This is a genomic window from Streptosporangium amethystogenes subsp. fukuiense, from assembly GCF_042665875.1.
GTDB lineage: Bacteria > Actinomycetota > Actinomycetes > Streptosporangiales > Streptosporangiaceae > Streptosporangium > Streptosporangium fukuiense.
In genome coordinates this window covers 6,816,800-6,831,488 of sequence record NZ_JBHTEE010000001.1, presented here as the reverse complement: position 1 = coordinate 6,831,488, position 14,689 = coordinate 6,816,800, and the positions used below count along the sequence as shown (strand labels likewise).

14 protein-coding genes are annotated in these 14,689 nt (G+C 70.7%); 10 read left to right on the top strand and 4 right to left on the bottom strand.

What is annotated here, in order from left to right; all coding sequences use genetic code 11:
* Positions 1-5: 5 nt before the first annotated feature.
* The 5 genes from ureC (at position 6) to ACFQVD_RS29915 (ending at position 5,203) form a co-directional block, all read left to right on the top strand.
* On the top strand, positions 6-1,727 hold the full coding sequence (gene ureC / locus ACFQVD_RS29935) for an urease subunit alpha (RefSeq protein ID WP_343961507.1): 1,722 nt from the start codon (positions 6-8) through the stop codon (positions 1,725-1,727).
* A complete protein-coding gene (locus tag ACFQVD_RS29930; protein ID WP_343961509.1) occupies positions 1,727-2,425 on the top strand; it encodes an urease accessory protein UreF in 699 nt (232 codons plus the stop codon). Before ureC ends, ACFQVD_RS29930 begins: the two co-directional genes overlap by 1 nt.
* Before the next feature lie 11 nt (positions 2,426-2,436).
* Positions 2,437-3,072 carry an urease accessory protein UreG gene (gene ureG, locus ACFQVD_RS29925; RefSeq protein ID WP_343961511.1) on the top strand — a complete coding sequence of 212 codons (636 nt, stop codon included), beginning with the start codon at positions 2,437-2,439 and terminating at the stop codon, positions 3,070-3,072.
* Entirely contained in the window at positions 3,054-3,998 is a 945-nt protein-coding gene (locus ACFQVD_RS29920; protein WP_343961513.1) for an urease accessory protein UreD, read from the top strand. The genes ureG and ACFQVD_RS29920 overlap by 19 nt, the downstream gene beginning before the upstream one ends.
* A gap of 95 nt (positions 3,999-4,093) precedes the next feature.
* Positions 4,094-5,203, top strand: a complete 1,110-nt coding sequence (locus ACFQVD_RS29915) for an acyltransferase family protein (RefSeq protein ID WP_386272668.1) — start codon at positions 4,094-4,096, stop codon at positions 5,201-5,203.
* Positions 5,204-5,209: 6 nt separating this feature from the next.
* On the opposite strand, the gene ACFQVD_RS29910 is transcribed toward ACFQVD_RS29915, so the two are convergent.
* Positions 5,210-5,626 (bottom strand): VOC family protein, encoded by a 417-nt coding sequence (locus tag ACFQVD_RS29910; RefSeq protein ID WP_343961515.1) that lies wholly within the window; start codon positions 5,624-5,626, stop codon positions 5,210-5,212.
* 60 nt (positions 5,627-5,686) lie between these two features.
* Between ACFQVD_RS29910 and ACFQVD_RS29905 the strand changes: the two genes are divergently transcribed.
* Positions 5,687-6,292, top strand: coding sequence for a TetR/AcrR family transcriptional regulator (locus tag ACFQVD_RS29905; protein WP_343961517.1), 606 nt, complete (start codon positions 5,687-5,689; stop codon positions 6,290-6,292).
* Positions 6,293-6,371: 79 nt separating this feature from the next.
* On the opposite strand, the gene ACFQVD_RS29900 is transcribed toward ACFQVD_RS29905, so the two are convergent.
* Positions 6,372-6,644 (bottom strand): hypothetical protein, encoded by a 273-nt coding sequence (locus ACFQVD_RS29900; RefSeq protein WP_343961520.1) that lies wholly within the window; start codon positions 6,642-6,644, stop codon positions 6,372-6,374.
* Positions 6,641-7,279, bottom strand: coding sequence for an HNH endonuclease family protein (locus tag ACFQVD_RS29895; protein WP_343961522.1), 639 nt, complete (start codon positions 7,277-7,279; stop codon positions 6,641-6,643). The genes ACFQVD_RS29900 and ACFQVD_RS29895 overlap by 4 nt, the downstream gene beginning before the upstream one ends.
* 271 nt (positions 7,280-7,550) lie before the next feature.
* Between ACFQVD_RS29895 and ACFQVD_RS29890 the strand changes: the two genes are divergently transcribed.
* Complete coding sequence (locus ACFQVD_RS29890; RefSeq protein WP_343961524.1) at positions 7,551-8,006, top strand: hypothetical protein; 456 nt, start codon at positions 7,551-7,553, stop codon at positions 8,004-8,006.
* A 306-nt stretch (positions 8,007-8,312) separates the two neighbouring features.
* Positions 8,313-8,765 (top strand): hypothetical protein, encoded by a 453-nt coding sequence (locus ACFQVD_RS29885; protein ID WP_343961526.1) that lies wholly within the window; start codon positions 8,313-8,315, stop codon positions 8,763-8,765.
* Positions 8,766-8,801: 36 nt separating this feature from the next.
* Here the strand turns inward: ACFQVD_RS29885 and ACFQVD_RS29880 are convergent, their stop codons facing one another.
* Positions 8,802-9,329 carry a signal peptidase II gene (locus tag ACFQVD_RS29880; protein ID WP_343961528.1) on the bottom strand — a complete coding sequence of 176 codons (528 nt, stop codon included), beginning with the start codon at positions 9,327-9,329 and terminating at the stop codon, positions 8,802-8,804.
* Positions 9,330-9,690: 361 nt separating this feature from the next.
* On the opposite strand from ACFQVD_RS29880, the gene ACFQVD_RS29875 reads away from it, so the two are divergent.
* Together ACFQVD_RS29875 and ACFQVD_RS29870 are read left to right on the top strand one after the other, a co-directional pair.
* Positions 9,691-10,227: a COG4315 family predicted lipoprotein gene (locus tag ACFQVD_RS29875; RefSeq protein WP_343961530.1), complete on the top strand. Its 537-nt coding sequence runs from the start codon at positions 9,691-9,693 to the stop codon at positions 10,225-10,227.
* A 702-nt stretch (positions 10,228-10,929) separates the two neighbouring features.
* A complete protein-coding gene (locus tag ACFQVD_RS29870; RefSeq protein WP_343961532.1) occupies positions 10,930-14,685 on the top strand; it encodes an nSTAND1 domain-containing NTPase in 3,756 nt (1,251 codons plus the stop codon).
* The last annotated feature ends 4 nt before the right edge of the window (positions 14,686-14,689 follow it).

Below are 14,689 nucleotides of genomic sequence, written 5' to 3'. Positions count from 1 at the left end.
TCCCGATGACCACGATGAGCCGTAAGCAGTACGCGACCATGTACGGCCCCACGGTGGGCGACCGGATACGCCTCGGGGACACCAATCTCGTCGTCGAGGTGGAGAAGGACCATACCGAGGGGCACTACGGGGACGAGGCGCAGTACGGAGGCGGCAAGACGGCCCGCGACGGGATGTCGGCCGACCCGGCCTCGCAGAACGCCACGGTCGCCCTCGACGTGGTGATCACCAACGCGGTGGTCATCGATCCGGTCCTGGGCATCGTCAAGGGCGACATCGGGATCAAGAACGGCAGAATCGCCGGGATCGGCAAGGCGGGCAACCCGCACACCCAGAACGGGGTCGACCGGCGGCTCGTCATCGGCGCGGGCACCGAGGTGATCTCCGGCGAGAACCTCATCGCCACCGCCGGTGCGATCGACACCCACGTCCACTTCATCTCCCCGCGACAGGCACAGAACGCGCTGAGCAACGGGATCACCACCCTGGTCGGCGGGGGGACCGGTCCCGCCGACGGCACCCGCGGCACCACCTGCACCCCGGGACCGTGGAACATCGCCCGCATCCTGCAGGCGTACGAGGCCATCCCGATCAACGTCGGGGTGTACGGAAAGGGGAACAGCAGCCTGCCGGCCTCCCTGGAGGAGCAGCTCAAGGCGGGGGCCTGCGGGCTGAAGGTGCACGAGGACTGGGGGACCACGCCGGCCGTCATCGACTGCTCGCTGTCCGTCGCCGACGCGTACGACATCCAGATAAGCATCCACACCGACACGCTGAACGAGGCCGGGTTCGTCGAGGACACCATCAGCGCGATCAACGGCCGGGCGATCCACACCTACCACTCCGAGGGCGCCGGCGGTGGGCACGCCCCCGACATCCTGCGGGTGACCGGGGAACCCAACGTGCTGCCGGCCTCCACGAACCCGACGCTGCCCTACACCGGCAACTCGGTGGACGAACTGCTGGACATGACGATGGTCTGCCACCATCTCAGCTACGACGTCCCCGAGGACGTGGCGTTCGCGGAGAGCCGGGTGCGCGCCGAGACCATCTCCGCCGAGACCGTCCTGCACGACCTGGGCATCATCAGCATCATCGGGTCGGACTCGCAGGCGATGGGCCGGGTGGGCGAGTCGTTCACCCGTACCTTCCAGATCGCCCATCACTGCAAGGACAAGCGGGGCGCGCTGCCGGAGGACTCCGAGCGCAGCGACAACTTCCGGGTGCTGCGATACCTGGACAAGCTGACCATCAATCCGGCCCGCGCCTGCGGGATGGCCGACACGATCGGCTCGCTGGAGGACGGGAAGCTGGCCGACATCGTGCTCTGGCAGGTGCACTCCTTCGCGGCCAAGCCCTACCTGGTCGTCAAGGGCGGAATGATCAACTGGGCGCCGATAGGCGACCCGAACGCGTCCCTGCCGACGCCGCAGCCGGTCTACTACCGGCCGACGTTCGGCGCCTTCGGCACCGCGCTGAAGGAGACCTGCGTCACCTTCATGTCGCAGGCCGGGATCGAAGCGGGCGTGCCCGAGCGGCTCGGCCTGCAGCGGATGGTCCGGGAGGTACGCCAGTGCCGTACCGTCGACAAGCGCCACATGCTGCGCAACTCGACGCTGGCCGACATCATGGTCGATCCGGAGACCTACAAGGTCTCGGTGAACGGCAAGCCGGTCAGCATCGAGCCGGCCACCAAGCTGCCGCTGAACCGGCTCTACTTCATCTGATGAGCCTGGCCGGCCTGGGCCCGCTGCTCGCCCAGTTGCAGCTCACCGACTCCGGTTTCCCGAGCGGGTTGTACACGCTCTCGCACGGACTGGAGGGGTACGTCCAGCTCGGCGCGACCGGATCGGCGGACCTGCGCGGCCTGCTGACCGATCTGCTGTACAACTCGGTCGGGCCGGGGGACGCGACGGCCCTGGTGCTGGCGCACCGGGCCGCCGGAGCGGGCGACTGGGACCGGCTGGTCGAGGTCGACCGGCGGCTGCACGCGATCAAACTCAACCGCGAGCAGCGCTCCGCCTCGATCAGGACCGGCCGGCAGGTCCTCGACACGGCGGTGTGGGCGTTCGCCTCGCCGGAGGCGGCCCGGCTGGCGGCCCTGGTGGCGGAGAGGGCCGCGCCGGGCAACCACGCGGTCGTGGTCGGCGTGATCCACGCCGGCATGGGCGTGCCCGTCGCGCACGCGGTGGCCGGTGACCTCTACGCCTTCGCCGCGGGCTGGACGGCGGCGGCGGTGCGGCTGGGCCGCACCGACTTCCGCCGGGCCCAGCGGATCCTGGGCGAGGTCCGGCCGGACCTCGCCCGGGTCGCACGGGCGGCGCTCGCCGCCGAGGACCCCATGGACCTGAACGGCTCGGTACCCGTCGCCGACACGGTCTCGGCCGCGCACGAGCGGGCAGCGGCCCGCCTGTTCATCACCTGAGAGGGCACGAGATGGAACCGCGGAAGGTGTTCAAGGTCGGTGTCGGGGGGCCCGTCGGGTCCGGCAAGACGGCCCTGATCGAGATGCTGGTCCCCGTTCTGATCGCCAGGGGGCACAGCCCCGGCGTGATCACCAACGACATCTACACGCAGGAGGACGCCGAACACGTCCGCCGCACGATGGCCGGGGTGCTCGACTCCGAGCGGATCGTTGGGGTCGAGACGGGATCCTGTCCGCACACCGCGGTCCGTGACGATCCGAGCATGAACCTGGCGGCGGCGGCCGAGCTGCTCGACCGGTTCCCCGACATCGACATGCTGCTGTTCGAGAGCGGCGGCGACAACCTGACGCTCACCTTCAGCCCGGTGCTCGCCGACGTCTACATCTTCGTCCTGGACACCGCCGCGGGCGACAAGATGCCGCGCAAGCGCGGTCCGGGCACCACGGACTCCGACCTGCTGGTCATCAACAAGATAGACATCGCCCGGTACGTGCGCACCGACCTGTCGGTGATGGAGAGGGACGCGCACACGGTGCGCGGGGCGGGGCCGGTCGTGCTGACCGACTGCCTGGCCGGCACCGGTGTCGCCGAGGTCGCCGACTTCATCGAGGCGCGGATGGAGGCGATGTGCGTTCCGGGCCGGTGATCGACCATCTGGCTCCGGAGCGCTACCAGCCGGGGTGGCTGCCGGGCTCGGTGGCGCGCCATGCCGCCGGCCTGGACATGCTGCCGGTCGGCAGCCCCGGCAAGGTCGGGGTCCTGCACCTGGCGTTCGAGCGGGTCGGCGGGCGGACCGAGCTGACCGGTCACTACCAGAAGACACCGCTGCAGATCGCCCGCCCGCTGTACTACGACCCCGAGCGCCCGGACATGCCGTACCTCATGTTCATGTCGTCCGGCGGCGGCGTTCTCCAGGGCGACCGCTACCGCATCGACGTCTCCTGCGGCGAGGGCTCGTCCGTCCACCTGACCACCCAGGCCGCCACCCGGCTCTACCGGATGGAACAGGACTACGCCACCCAGCTGGTCAACCTCACCGCGGGACCGGGCGGATACCTGGAGTACCTGCCGGACACCGTGATCCCGTTCGCCGACTCGCGGTACTACCAGCGGCTCCGCGTCACCGTCGCGGCGGACGCGACGGTGGTGCTGGGCGAGACGCTGATGGCCGGCAGGCTGGCGCGGGGGGAGCGGCACGCGTACACGGCCTACTGCAGCGACGTCGAGGTGCGTGACACCTCGGCACGGCTGCTCTTCGCCGACCCGCTCCGCCTGGTGCCGGGGGAACGGCCGGTGACCGGACCCGCGGTGATGGCCGGATTCGGGCTGCTGTCCTCCCTGTACGTCGTCACCGCCGCGCAGCCCGCGCGACTCGTGGCCGACACGATGCACGCGGTGCTCGCCGGCACCGGGCTGCGGGCCGGGGCCAGCGTCCTGCCCGGGGATCGGGGGGCCTGGGCCCGCATCCTCGGGGACAGGTCTCCCGAGGTCGAGGCGGCACTCCAGCTGACCTGGAACGCCGTCCGCGAGCTGCTCCTCGGAGTGCCCGCGCCGGACCGCCGCAAGCAGTGACATTCGCGTATATCGCCGTTCGGTGGCCGGGGCGGAGATGACGCGGCGGGCCGGAGAGACCCGAGGACCAGCATCTATCGCTTAAAGTCGGGCGAATGGCCCCGACTCCCTCCCGGCTGGCCTGGCTGGACGCCCTGCGGGGACCCGCCGCGCTGGCCGTCACGCTGCACCACTCCGGGTGGACCTTCATCCCGGGCCTCTGGGCCGAGGTGGACCGCAGGATCGACGTCGGCACCTGGGGCGTCTTCGTGTTCTTCCTGGTCAGCGGCTACATCATCCCCGCCTCCCTGGAGCGGCGCGGCGACCTGCGGGTCTTCTGGACCGGACGGGCGTTCCGCCTCCTGCCCCTGCTGCTCGCCGCGCTCGGTCTTGCGCTCCTGCTCGCCTACGCCGGTGCGCTCGCCCTCCATCCGGGCGTGAGCACCCGACCCGCGCCGCTCGTCGCCCTGGGGAACCTGACGATGCTGCAGGAACTGCTCGGCGTGCCGGCCGTCATCGACGTGATGTGGACGCTCTCCTACGAGATGGCGTTCTACCTGATGGCGGCCGGGCTGTTCACCGTGCGGCAGGCACACCGGTCGGCGGCGGTCGCGATCGTCCTGGCGGTGTCGGCGGTACCTCTCGGACTCCTGCTGACCCGTCCGGTCATCGGTGGCCGCGCCGACCTGGCCGCCGCGCTCCTCGGCGTCGTGGTCGTCGTGGTCATCGTGGTGTCGGCGGCCGCGCGCGGCGGGGCGCGCACGGCCGCCGCGGTGACGGGCGGCCTGCTCGGGCTGGCGCTGGTGATCCTGGGCAGCAGGATCGGCGCCTGGCAGGGCCTGACCGTGCTGGCCATGATGTTCGCCGGTACGGCCGTCCACCGTGCCGAGCAGGGCGCGATCCGATGGCCCGTCGCCATCGCCGCCGTGCTGACGGTCCTGGCCTGCGGGGCCCTCGCCAAGGACGATCCCGGTTGGGCACCCGCGCTTCTGCTGGCCGTCGCCTTCTTCGGCGGCGCGTTCGCGCTACGGCACAGGTCGTTCCCCCGGTGGCTCGCCCACCTCGGGGTGATCAGTTTCTCCCTCTACCTGCTCCACCCGCTGCTGCTGCGGGTGAGCCCGAACCTCCCGCTCTTCCTCCTCGCGCTGCTGCCGCTCTGCCACCTGACCCACCGGCTGATCGAGGCCCCGGCCCAGCGCCTCGGCAGGCGGCTGGGCCGGGGCTGAACCGGGTCACGGAGCGGCGTACTGTCCGGCGTAGGCGGCGGACGGCTCGGTCGGGGTGATCACGTCGATGAGCACGCCGCCGGGTGCGGCCACGATGAAGTGCCGCTGCCCGAACTCCTCGGTGCGCAGCGTCAGCTCGACCGGGAGCCCCGCCCGTCGTACCAGCCTGTCGTGCTCGGCGTCGACGTCGGCCACCTCGAAGTTGAGGATCAGCCCTCGCACCGCCGAGCGGTACTTCTCCGGCACGGTCGGATGGTCGTGGTCGACGAGTGCCAGCTCGTAGTGAGGCGGCTCCGGGCGTCGCAGGCTCACGTACCAGTCCGCCTCGAACATCGTCTCGAAGCCGAAGAACCGCCGGTAGAAGTCACGGGACTCGGCGATCCGATCGGTGCAGACGACCGGATAGAAGCTGGTGAGGGACACGTCCCCCTCCTTTCCGCATATTCGCATACCGATGGTATGTGGAGTTAACATACCATCGGTATGCCAACGATGGGAGCCGCGATGGATCGCGTACGGCAACGGCTGGAGACCAGGCGGACGCTGGTGGCGGAGGCCAGGACGCTGTTCGCGCGGCACGGGTACGCCGCGGTGAGCCTGGCGCAGGTCGTCGGGGCGGCGGCCGTGACCAAGGGCGCCCTCTACCACCACTTCGACAGCAAGGCCGACCTCTTCCACGCGGTCGTCGAGCAGGTGCAGCAGGAGGTGGGCGAGCGGGTCTCGGCGGCGGCGGACGCGCACGACGACCCGTGGGAGCAGCTGGTCGCGGGATGCGGGGCCTTCCTCGCGGTGAGCCGCGACCCCGACGTACAGCGGATCATGCTCGTCGACGGCCCCGCGGTGCTCGGCTGGAACGAGTGGCGGGCCATGGACGAGGCGTCCTCGGCGCGGCACCTCACCGAGGCGCTCGTCACACTGATCGAGGCGGGAGTCATCGCCCGCCGGCCCGTGGAGCCGTTGGCCCACCTGCTGTCCGGCGCGATGAACGAGGCGGCCCTGTGGCTGGCCCGCTCGACGGACCCCGGCGACCTCCCGGCCGTCACCGAGGAGCTGTCGCGCCTGCTCGAATCCCTGCGAGACCACCGGTAGGCGGCCAGGGCACGCTCACCTCCGAGTCCGGAGCGGGAAGGCCCCGCTCCGGTCGGAGAGCGGGGCGTCGACGGCGGTGTCAGCCGGTCGCCTGGGCGACGCCCTCGGGGGCGCCGTGCCGGATCATCGCCACCACCGCCTCGTGTATCCCCTCGCCCCTGCCCGCTGAGACGGGGAGCGGGCTGCCCGTGGCGACGTACCACTCCTCCGCGCCGGTGTACTGCACGCGGACGGCGGCCTGACCACCGGCGACCTCGGTGACCACGGTGAGGTCTCCGGTGACGGTTCCCACCTCGTCGGTCATCACCCCACCGGGGCCGGCGGTCACCTCGGACCGGTACCGCTCGTTCATTCCGCGCCGCAGGTGTCGAGCATGCTCTGCAGGGCCGCCCGCTCGGCGTCGGTCACGGTGAGGCCGTAGTCGAACTTCACATCGGTCCAGGCACGCGCGTAGGTGCACCAGTAACTCACCAGCGGCGGGCGCCACTGGTCGGGGCCCTGGTCGCCCTTGCTCCTGTTCGACGCGGCGGAGACGGCGATGAGCTGGGAGTTCTTCAGGTCGTTCGCGAACTCGCCCCGCTTCTCGGTGGTCCAGACGTCGGCGCCGGAACGCCACGCGTTGGCCAGCGGGACCATGTGGTCGATGTCGACCTGGCTCGCGGAGCTGATCATCCTCCCGTCGTAGGCCGACTTCCAGGTGCCGGAGATGGGCCGGCACCGGCCGTCCTGGAAGACGAGCGAGCCCTCCCTGGCGAGGACCTTCTCGCGGGTGTTGCAGGCGCCGCCCTGAGCGGACCAGTGCGGGAACCTGGCGCGGGAGTAGCCGGTCATCGGGCGCGGCTCCGCGGTCTTCAACTGGTCGAGTTCGGCTTGGGCGACGGTGACGGACGGCGGCTCGGGAAGAGCCGCCGGTGCCGTCGCGGCGATGGCGGGCAAGGACAGGACGAGGGCGGACGCCGCGGCGCCCGTCAGCATGAGGATCTTCACGCGCCAGCACCGTAATGATCGATACCGCCGCCCGGCCGCTCCAGCGCGCGCTCATGGAGATCCCTGCCGGAGCGATGACGTGATCATGACTCGGTTCGATCCCGGGCCGCCGCGGCACGGGTTCCCCGGCCGCCATGGAAGGGCGTGAATGCGTAATAGTGCACTCTTCGCGATGAGTGTGGATTCGTACGCAGAAGGGTTCTTCGTAACTTCCTAACGTCTGGGGTGTCCGAACGACAAGTCTCCACACCGCACTCACGGGAGCATGAACATGAGCACGAAGCGCGCACTTCTCGCCGGAGCGGCCCTGGCCGGTTCACTGCTGGCCGGCGTGGCCGTGGCCCCGGCGGCGACGGCCTCGACCGCCCCGCAGCAGGCCCAGACCTTCAGCAAGCACTTCTTCGGCCCCTACTACTCCGGCTTCGGCCGAGGCGAGGACTTCGGGCACCGGTCCTACTACAAGGGTTACTGGACCAAGGAAGGTGGCCGCTACTGGTTCTACGGCGACCTGTTCGACCGTGACCGCGACCGCTCCTACAGCTACGTGTGGTTCAAGTGGCACGACCGCTTCGGCTCGCACACCAAGGTCTTCAAGACCCTCGGTCACGGTGACATCGACCGGTTCGGCGGGTTCAAGAAGAGCAGCGGCTTCGACGACTTCAAGATCCGGGTCTGCGAGGGCACCGACAAGTTCGACGACTGCGGTCGCTGGGGCGACGCCTTCTGACCTGATGGGCGTCTCCTCGCACGGGGTGCGGGGGCAGCGCACGGGGCCCGGTCGATGATCGACCGGGCCCCGTCGGGCTTTATCGGGCGCCGACGTGCACTGGGGAGCACGTGCCCGCGAACAGCGCACCCCGGTGGTGCGCCCGGCTTTCGGCCGCGAAGGAGATGGCCGGCCGCGGCGTTGAAATCCCCCAGGCGGTGACCACGTTCCGCGTCGAACTCGGTGTCCCGGAGGCTGACGCAGTGATCCGCAAGTGCCTCACAATCGGCTCTCGCCACGCTTGGTCCTCCAGGAGAGGAGAAGCGGATGTGGGTTCCGGGACGCGCTGCCATATGTCTGCTGACGGCATCCCTGTGCGAGCTGGTGGTCGCGGGAGTCAGTCTCGTCGTCAGAGGAGAGCTGGAGAGGGAGGAGGAGAGGCTCGTCGATGGGCCGAGCCTCTACGGTGAGCTCGCGCTGAGCAAGGTCGAGAACTTCCTGTGGGGCAGTGCCGTAGCCGGGATGATCACGCTGGCCCTGGCGGCTCTGGCGTGGCGGCGGGGCGGGACCAAGGGGGTGCGGGCCGTCATGGGAGCGGGCCTCGTCCCGTACACACTGTTCTGTTGGTATTTCTGCTTCCTGTCGATTTTCAGAGCCGGTGAGTTCCTGGGCGGATACTCGCATCTGACCTTCGGGCTGACGAGCGCGGCCGGCGTTCTCTATCTCGCGGGGACGATATCGCTGTTCCTCGCCAGACCGAAGTTTCGTCAAACCGGTTAGAGCCTCCTGGGAGACCTGGAAGAGGGAGGGCGCGGCTCAGGCGTGTCCCTTGTCGGTCACGCCCCCGAGGGGGACGTCACGCAGGCTGAGCAGCATGAGCAGGGCGCAGCTTGCGACGAGGGCGATGTCGGCGACGTTGCCGACGAACAGGCCGCCGTAGTCGATGAAGTCGACGACATGACCCCGGCCGAACCCGGGGGAACGCAGGAGGCGATCGAGCAGGTGGGACGTGGCGCCGCCCAGGAGCCCGCCCAGCACGGCGGCCCAGGCCGGCGAGCGCAGCCGCCGCCCCACGTACAGGATGCCGATGACCGCGATGGCCGCCGCCAGCGCGAACACCCACGTCGCTTCCGCCCCGATCGAGAACGCGGCACCGGGGTTGTACAGCAGTCGCAGGTCGATCAGCTGTGGGATCACCGTGACGCGCTCGCCGTCCGAGAGCGCCGAGACCGCCCAGACCTTCGACGTCTGGTCCGCGAGAAGGACGACCGCGGCCAGCGCGAGCATCCACCCGTACAGCCGTAGCTCTCCCTTCGCCGTCTGTGAACCTCGTTCGATCGGCACCTTTACCCCCACAATCTGGAATCGCCTCGTATCGATCTTAAAGAGCGGCCCTGCCCTCTGAGCGTCGCAGGACTTGAGAAGCGGGCGGGACGGGCAACGTCTGGCCGGTGAGGTTACCGGTCGAAGTGCTCCCGGGCACAGGCGTTGAACGGGGACACCGGGCATACCCGGACCGCGGTGCCGTCTGACGCCCGTTCGACGGCGCTCCCCGGCGGTGACGTGAGATCGTCCGCGAACGGCTGGGCAGGCCGGTGACCGGTGGGCAAAGGCATGACCAAGCGGTACGTGTCGTGGCCCCGGGCCGGGGTCGCGGAGTGTCTGCTGTGCAACAGCAGTACACCGCTTACCTGGAGGGTCGGAGATGAGGAAGTTGCTTCATGCCGGCGTGCTCGCGTTCGGGGTGTTCGCGGCCGGGTGCGGCGCCGCCGAGGACGGGAGCACGACGGAGCCGATGGTCGCGAGCCAGGTCAACGCGTCACCCACCTCGCCCGGGACCGCCACCCCGTCTTCGCCCTCACCCTCGGCCTCGCCGGCGACCAGGGCCGAGGTCCGGCTGGGAGATACGAAGATCGGAAAGGTGCTGGTCGGCGAGGGGGACCGCACGCTCTATCTCTTCGAGAAGGACAAGGGCGGGAAGTCGTCGTGTTCCGGCCCCTGCGCGCAGGCGTGGCCGCCGTACCTCACGGATGAAAGGCCCAGAGCGGGCAAGGGCGTCAAGGAGAAGCTGCTCGGCACCACCAAGCGAGATGACGGCACGGCTCAGGTGACCTACAACGGCCACCCGCTCTACTACTTCATCAAGGACACCAAGGCCGGCGAGACGAACGGGCAGGATCTCAACAGTTTCGGTGACGACTGGTACGCGGTCGACGCGGACGGGAAGAAGGCGCACGACTGAGCCGGCCGGACTCTATCCGGATCGCACGTTACGCGGAGCGGAAGAGGGCGCACGGCTGAGTCCCGCCCGGACCGATGATGGGCCCTTCGTACGTCGCGCGGATTTCGCACCCACTCCCGGCCGGGGAGGTTGTTTGTCCAGTGCGTGAGACATGTGCTGGACAAACCGGAAACCGCTAAACAAGTGGGTAAAGCCCGTCGATGAGACGGTTCGCTGATCGAAGGGACGCCATGTGACATTCTCCCCGGTGTCGAGGTTAGAGATGTAGCCCCGTTCGCATCCGCGTACCTTCCTGACCGCGCCCGTCACGAGCGCCGCGAAAGCGGCTGCACGACGTGCGGCGCGCCCGAGCACCGGAACCCGTCTCCGCCTACATCGGTCCGCAGGCCGAGGTCGGTTCGGGCGGTGCCCGGCCGCCGGCCCTCCGCTGGGGAACGGAGGAGCCGGCGCTTCGCCACCGGATCGCATGAGAACGATTCCGAAACGGCGGCACGAGAACCCCCGCACCGTTTTCTCAAGGGGCCGGTGCGGGGGTGAGGTGCCCATCGGCGACGTCGTTTTCGACGGGCGCCGGTCCCGTCGTGCCCACCAGGGATTCCCGCCATCCACTGGACCTGTAGGGCCAGGCATGGTTGCATCTCGCTTGTCCAGAATCGATCTTCGGGAGAAGACGAGCGACGATCGGGTGTCGGCGGGGGCTGAATGGGGCGACCGGAAAGGGCTCTCGATCCCGATGCGGGCCCGCTACAGCGGTTCGCGTCAGAGCTGCGGCAGTTGCGGACCGAGGCCGGGCGGCCGAGTTACCGGGAGCTGTCCCGGCGTGCGCACTACTCGGTGACCGCACTGTCGGAGGCGGCCGGTGGGGAGGTCTTCCCCACCCTCGCGGTCACCCTGGCCTACGTCGGGGCGTGCGGCGGCGATGCCGAGCTCTGGGAGAAGCGGTGGCGGACGCTGGCCGCGGAGTTCGCCTCGGCCGACGCGGCGGAGCGGGCCGACAAGGACGCGGACGCCCCGTACCTGGGGCTGGTGACCTTCGATCCCGGTGACGCCGACCGGTTCTTCGGGCGCCGGGAACTGGTCGGTGAGTTGTGCGCGCGGCTGGAGGACACCTCGCTGCTGGCGGTCTTCGGCCCGTCGGGGAGCGGCAAGTCCTCGCTGCTGCGGGCGGGTCTGCTGCCGGCGCTGTGGGACGGGGCACTGCGGGGGAGCAAGGCGTGGCCGACGCTGCTGCTGACCCCGGGCGAGCATCCGCTGGAGGAGCTCGCGATCGCCATGGCGAACGAGATGGGGACCGGTGCCTCGGTGCTGCACGCGGGGCTGCTGGCCGAGGACGGGAGCGCCCGCCTCGACATCGGCCAGTTGCTTGAGGGACGGCCGAAATCGGCACGCGCCGTGATAGTGGTCGACCAGTTCGAGGAGGTCTTCACGCTCTGCCGCGACGAGCGGGAGCGGATGGCCTTTCTCGACTGGCTGCTCACCGCGGCGGACGGTACCGACGGCCGGGCGCGGGTGGTGCTGGGGGTCCGTGCGGACTTCTACGCCCGGTGCGCGGAGTACCCGCCGCTGGTGGCCGCGTTGCGCGACCGGCAGCTGCTGATCGGCCCCATGGACGAGGAGGATCTGCGGCAGGTGGTCACGGGACCGGCGGCCCGGGCCGGGCTCAAGGTCGACCGGGCGCTGGTCGAGGCGATCCTCGGCGACTGCCGCCGGGAGCCGGGGGCGTTGCCGCTGCTCTCGCACGCGCTGCTGGAGACGTGGAAGCGGCGTAGAGGCGACGCGATGACACTGGCCGGGTACCGCGCCGCCGGTGGCATCCAGGGGGCGATCGCGCAGAGCGCCGAGCAGGTCTACGACGAGGCCGGCGACCGGGAGCGACCTCTGGTCAAGAACGTGTTCCTGCGTCTGACCGCGCTGGGCGAGGGTACCGAGGACACTCGCCGCCGCGTCGCTCCCGCCGAGCTGCTGTCCGGACCGAACGGCACGGCGGTGGCGACCGTGCTGACCAGGCTCACCGAGGCCAGGCTGCTCACCGTCGACGAGGACAGCGTCCAGGTGGCGCACGAGGCGGTCATCCGCTCGTGGCCCAGGCTGCGGGGCTGGCTCGCCGAGGATCGGGAGCTGGTGCGCCTGCACCGGCGTCTCACCGAGGCCGCGGCGGAGTGGGAGCAGCACGGGCGTGCGGACGAGCTGCTCTACCGGGGGATACGCCTGACCGCCTGGGACGGTCGCGAGCTCGACCGGCTCAACGACTCCGAGCGCGCCTTCCTGGAGGCCGCGCGGGCGCGCGAGGCCCGCGAGCGCGCGGCGGCCGGCCGACGGGCCCGCCGTCTGCTGATCAGCGTGACGGCGGTCGGCATGGTGGTCTGCGCGCTGGCGGTGATGGCCCTCGTCCAGGCGGATCGGGCCAGGTACGAGCAGAATCTCGCCTACTCCCGCCAGCTCGCCGCCGACGCCCGGGGACAGCTCCAGCTCGACCCCCAGCTCAGCCTGCTGATGGCCCGGCGGGCATACGAGGTCAGCCCCACCGCCGAGGCCGCCGCGATCCTGCGGCAGGCGGTCGTCGACTCCCGGGTGCGCCTCATCCTGCCCGTCGACGGGGGCAAGGTCTGCGGTGTCGCCTTCTCCCCGGACGGGCGCCTGCTGGCCACGAGCAGCGGTGACGGGACCGTACGGGTGTGGCGGACGACCGGGCGGGGTCTGCCGGTGGGGGACCCGGTCGTGCTGCGGGGGCACGAAGGCCAGGCGTGGAGCCCGGTGTTCAGCCCCGACGGGCGCTACCTGGCCACCGCCGGCGTCGACGGCACCGTACGGGTGTGGGATCTGACCGGTGGTGACCGGCCCGCGGTTCTCCGGGGGCACACGGGAGAGGTCTGGAACGTGTCCTTCAGCCCGGACGGGCGGCGCCTGGCCAGTGCCGGCGACGACGGCACGGTACGGGTGTGGAAGGCGGTAGACGGCGGATGGGCCGGTGCCGAGGCCCCCTCGGCCGTGCTCCGCGGACACAGGGGGCGGGCCCTGGGGGTGGCGTTCAGCCCGGACGGCCGGCACCTGGCCACCGGGGGCGGCGACGGTACGGTGCGGCTCTGGGACCCGGAGGGCGAGGCACGGCCCACCGTGCTGCGAGGGCACGAGAACTCGGTGGAGAACGTGGCGTTCAGCCCGGACGGCCGGCGCCTGGTGAGCGCGAGCACCGACGGCACCGCGCGGCTGTGGGACATACCGGGCGACGGTTCCTCCATGGTGCTGCGCGGGCACGACGGCACCGTGGAGGGGGTGGCGTTCAGCCGCGACGGGCGCAGGATCGCCAGCGTGGGCAACGACGGCACGGTCAACGTCTGGAGCGCGGGCGACACCATCGCCCCACTGCTGCTGAGCGGTCACCGGGGGACCGTGTGGGGTGCCGACTTCAGCCCCGACGGCCGGATACTGGCCAGCGCGAGCGATGACGGCACCGTGCGGCTCTGGGACGTGACGGCGGTGGGCGACGCCGTCATCATGCGTGGTCACACCGGAGAGGTATGGGACGCGGCGCTCAGCCCGGATGGGCGGCGGGTGGCCGACGCCGGCAGTGACGGGACGGTCCGCATCGGGGATGTCACCGGCAAGGGCAGTACGGTGGTGCTGAGTCCCGGTGGCGGGGAGATGCTCGGCGTCTCCTTCAGCCCGGACGGGCGGCGGGTGGCGAGCGCCACGCGGGACGGCGTGGTCCGGGTCTGGGACGCCTCCGGACGCGGTGAGCCGATCGCGCTCCGCGGTCACCTGGAGACGGTGTGGAACGCCGCGTTCAGTCCGGACGGGCGGCGGCTGGTCAGCGGCGGCAGCGACGGCACGGTCCGGGTCTGGGACCTCTCGGGACGTGGAGAGCCGCTCGTGCTCCGCGGCCATCGGGGGTTGGTCAGGCAGGTCGCCTTCGGCCCCGACGGGCGGCGGGTCGCGAGCGCGGGTGAGGACGGCACGGTCCGGGTCTGGGACGTCTCGGGGCACGGTGAGCCGGTGGTGCTCCGCGGCCACCAGGGGATGGTGTGGGGGGTGTCCTTCAGCCCGGACGGACGGCGGCTGACCAGCGGCGGCAGCGACGGTACCGTCCGGGTCTGGGACGTCTCGGGACGCGGTGAGCCGGTGGTGCTCCGCGGCCACCGGGGGTTGGTGTGGAGCGTGTCCTTCAGCCCGGACGGGCAGTGGGTGGCCAGCAGCGGCAACGACAACACGGTCAGGATCTGGGCGGCCGCGGGTGTGGGCGAGCCGGTGGTCTTCCACGGTTACGGCGCCTCCGTCGAGAGCGTGGAGTTCGCCCGGGACAGCCGTTACCTCGTCACCGCGCACGGCGACGCCACGGTGCGGGTCTGGCGGTGCGACGTGTGCGGCCCGATGGAGGAGGTGCTCAGGCTCGCCCGTGACCGCACCGTCCGCGAACCGACCCCGGACGAACGCAAGGCGTACCTGCAGACCTTCCGCTGACCGG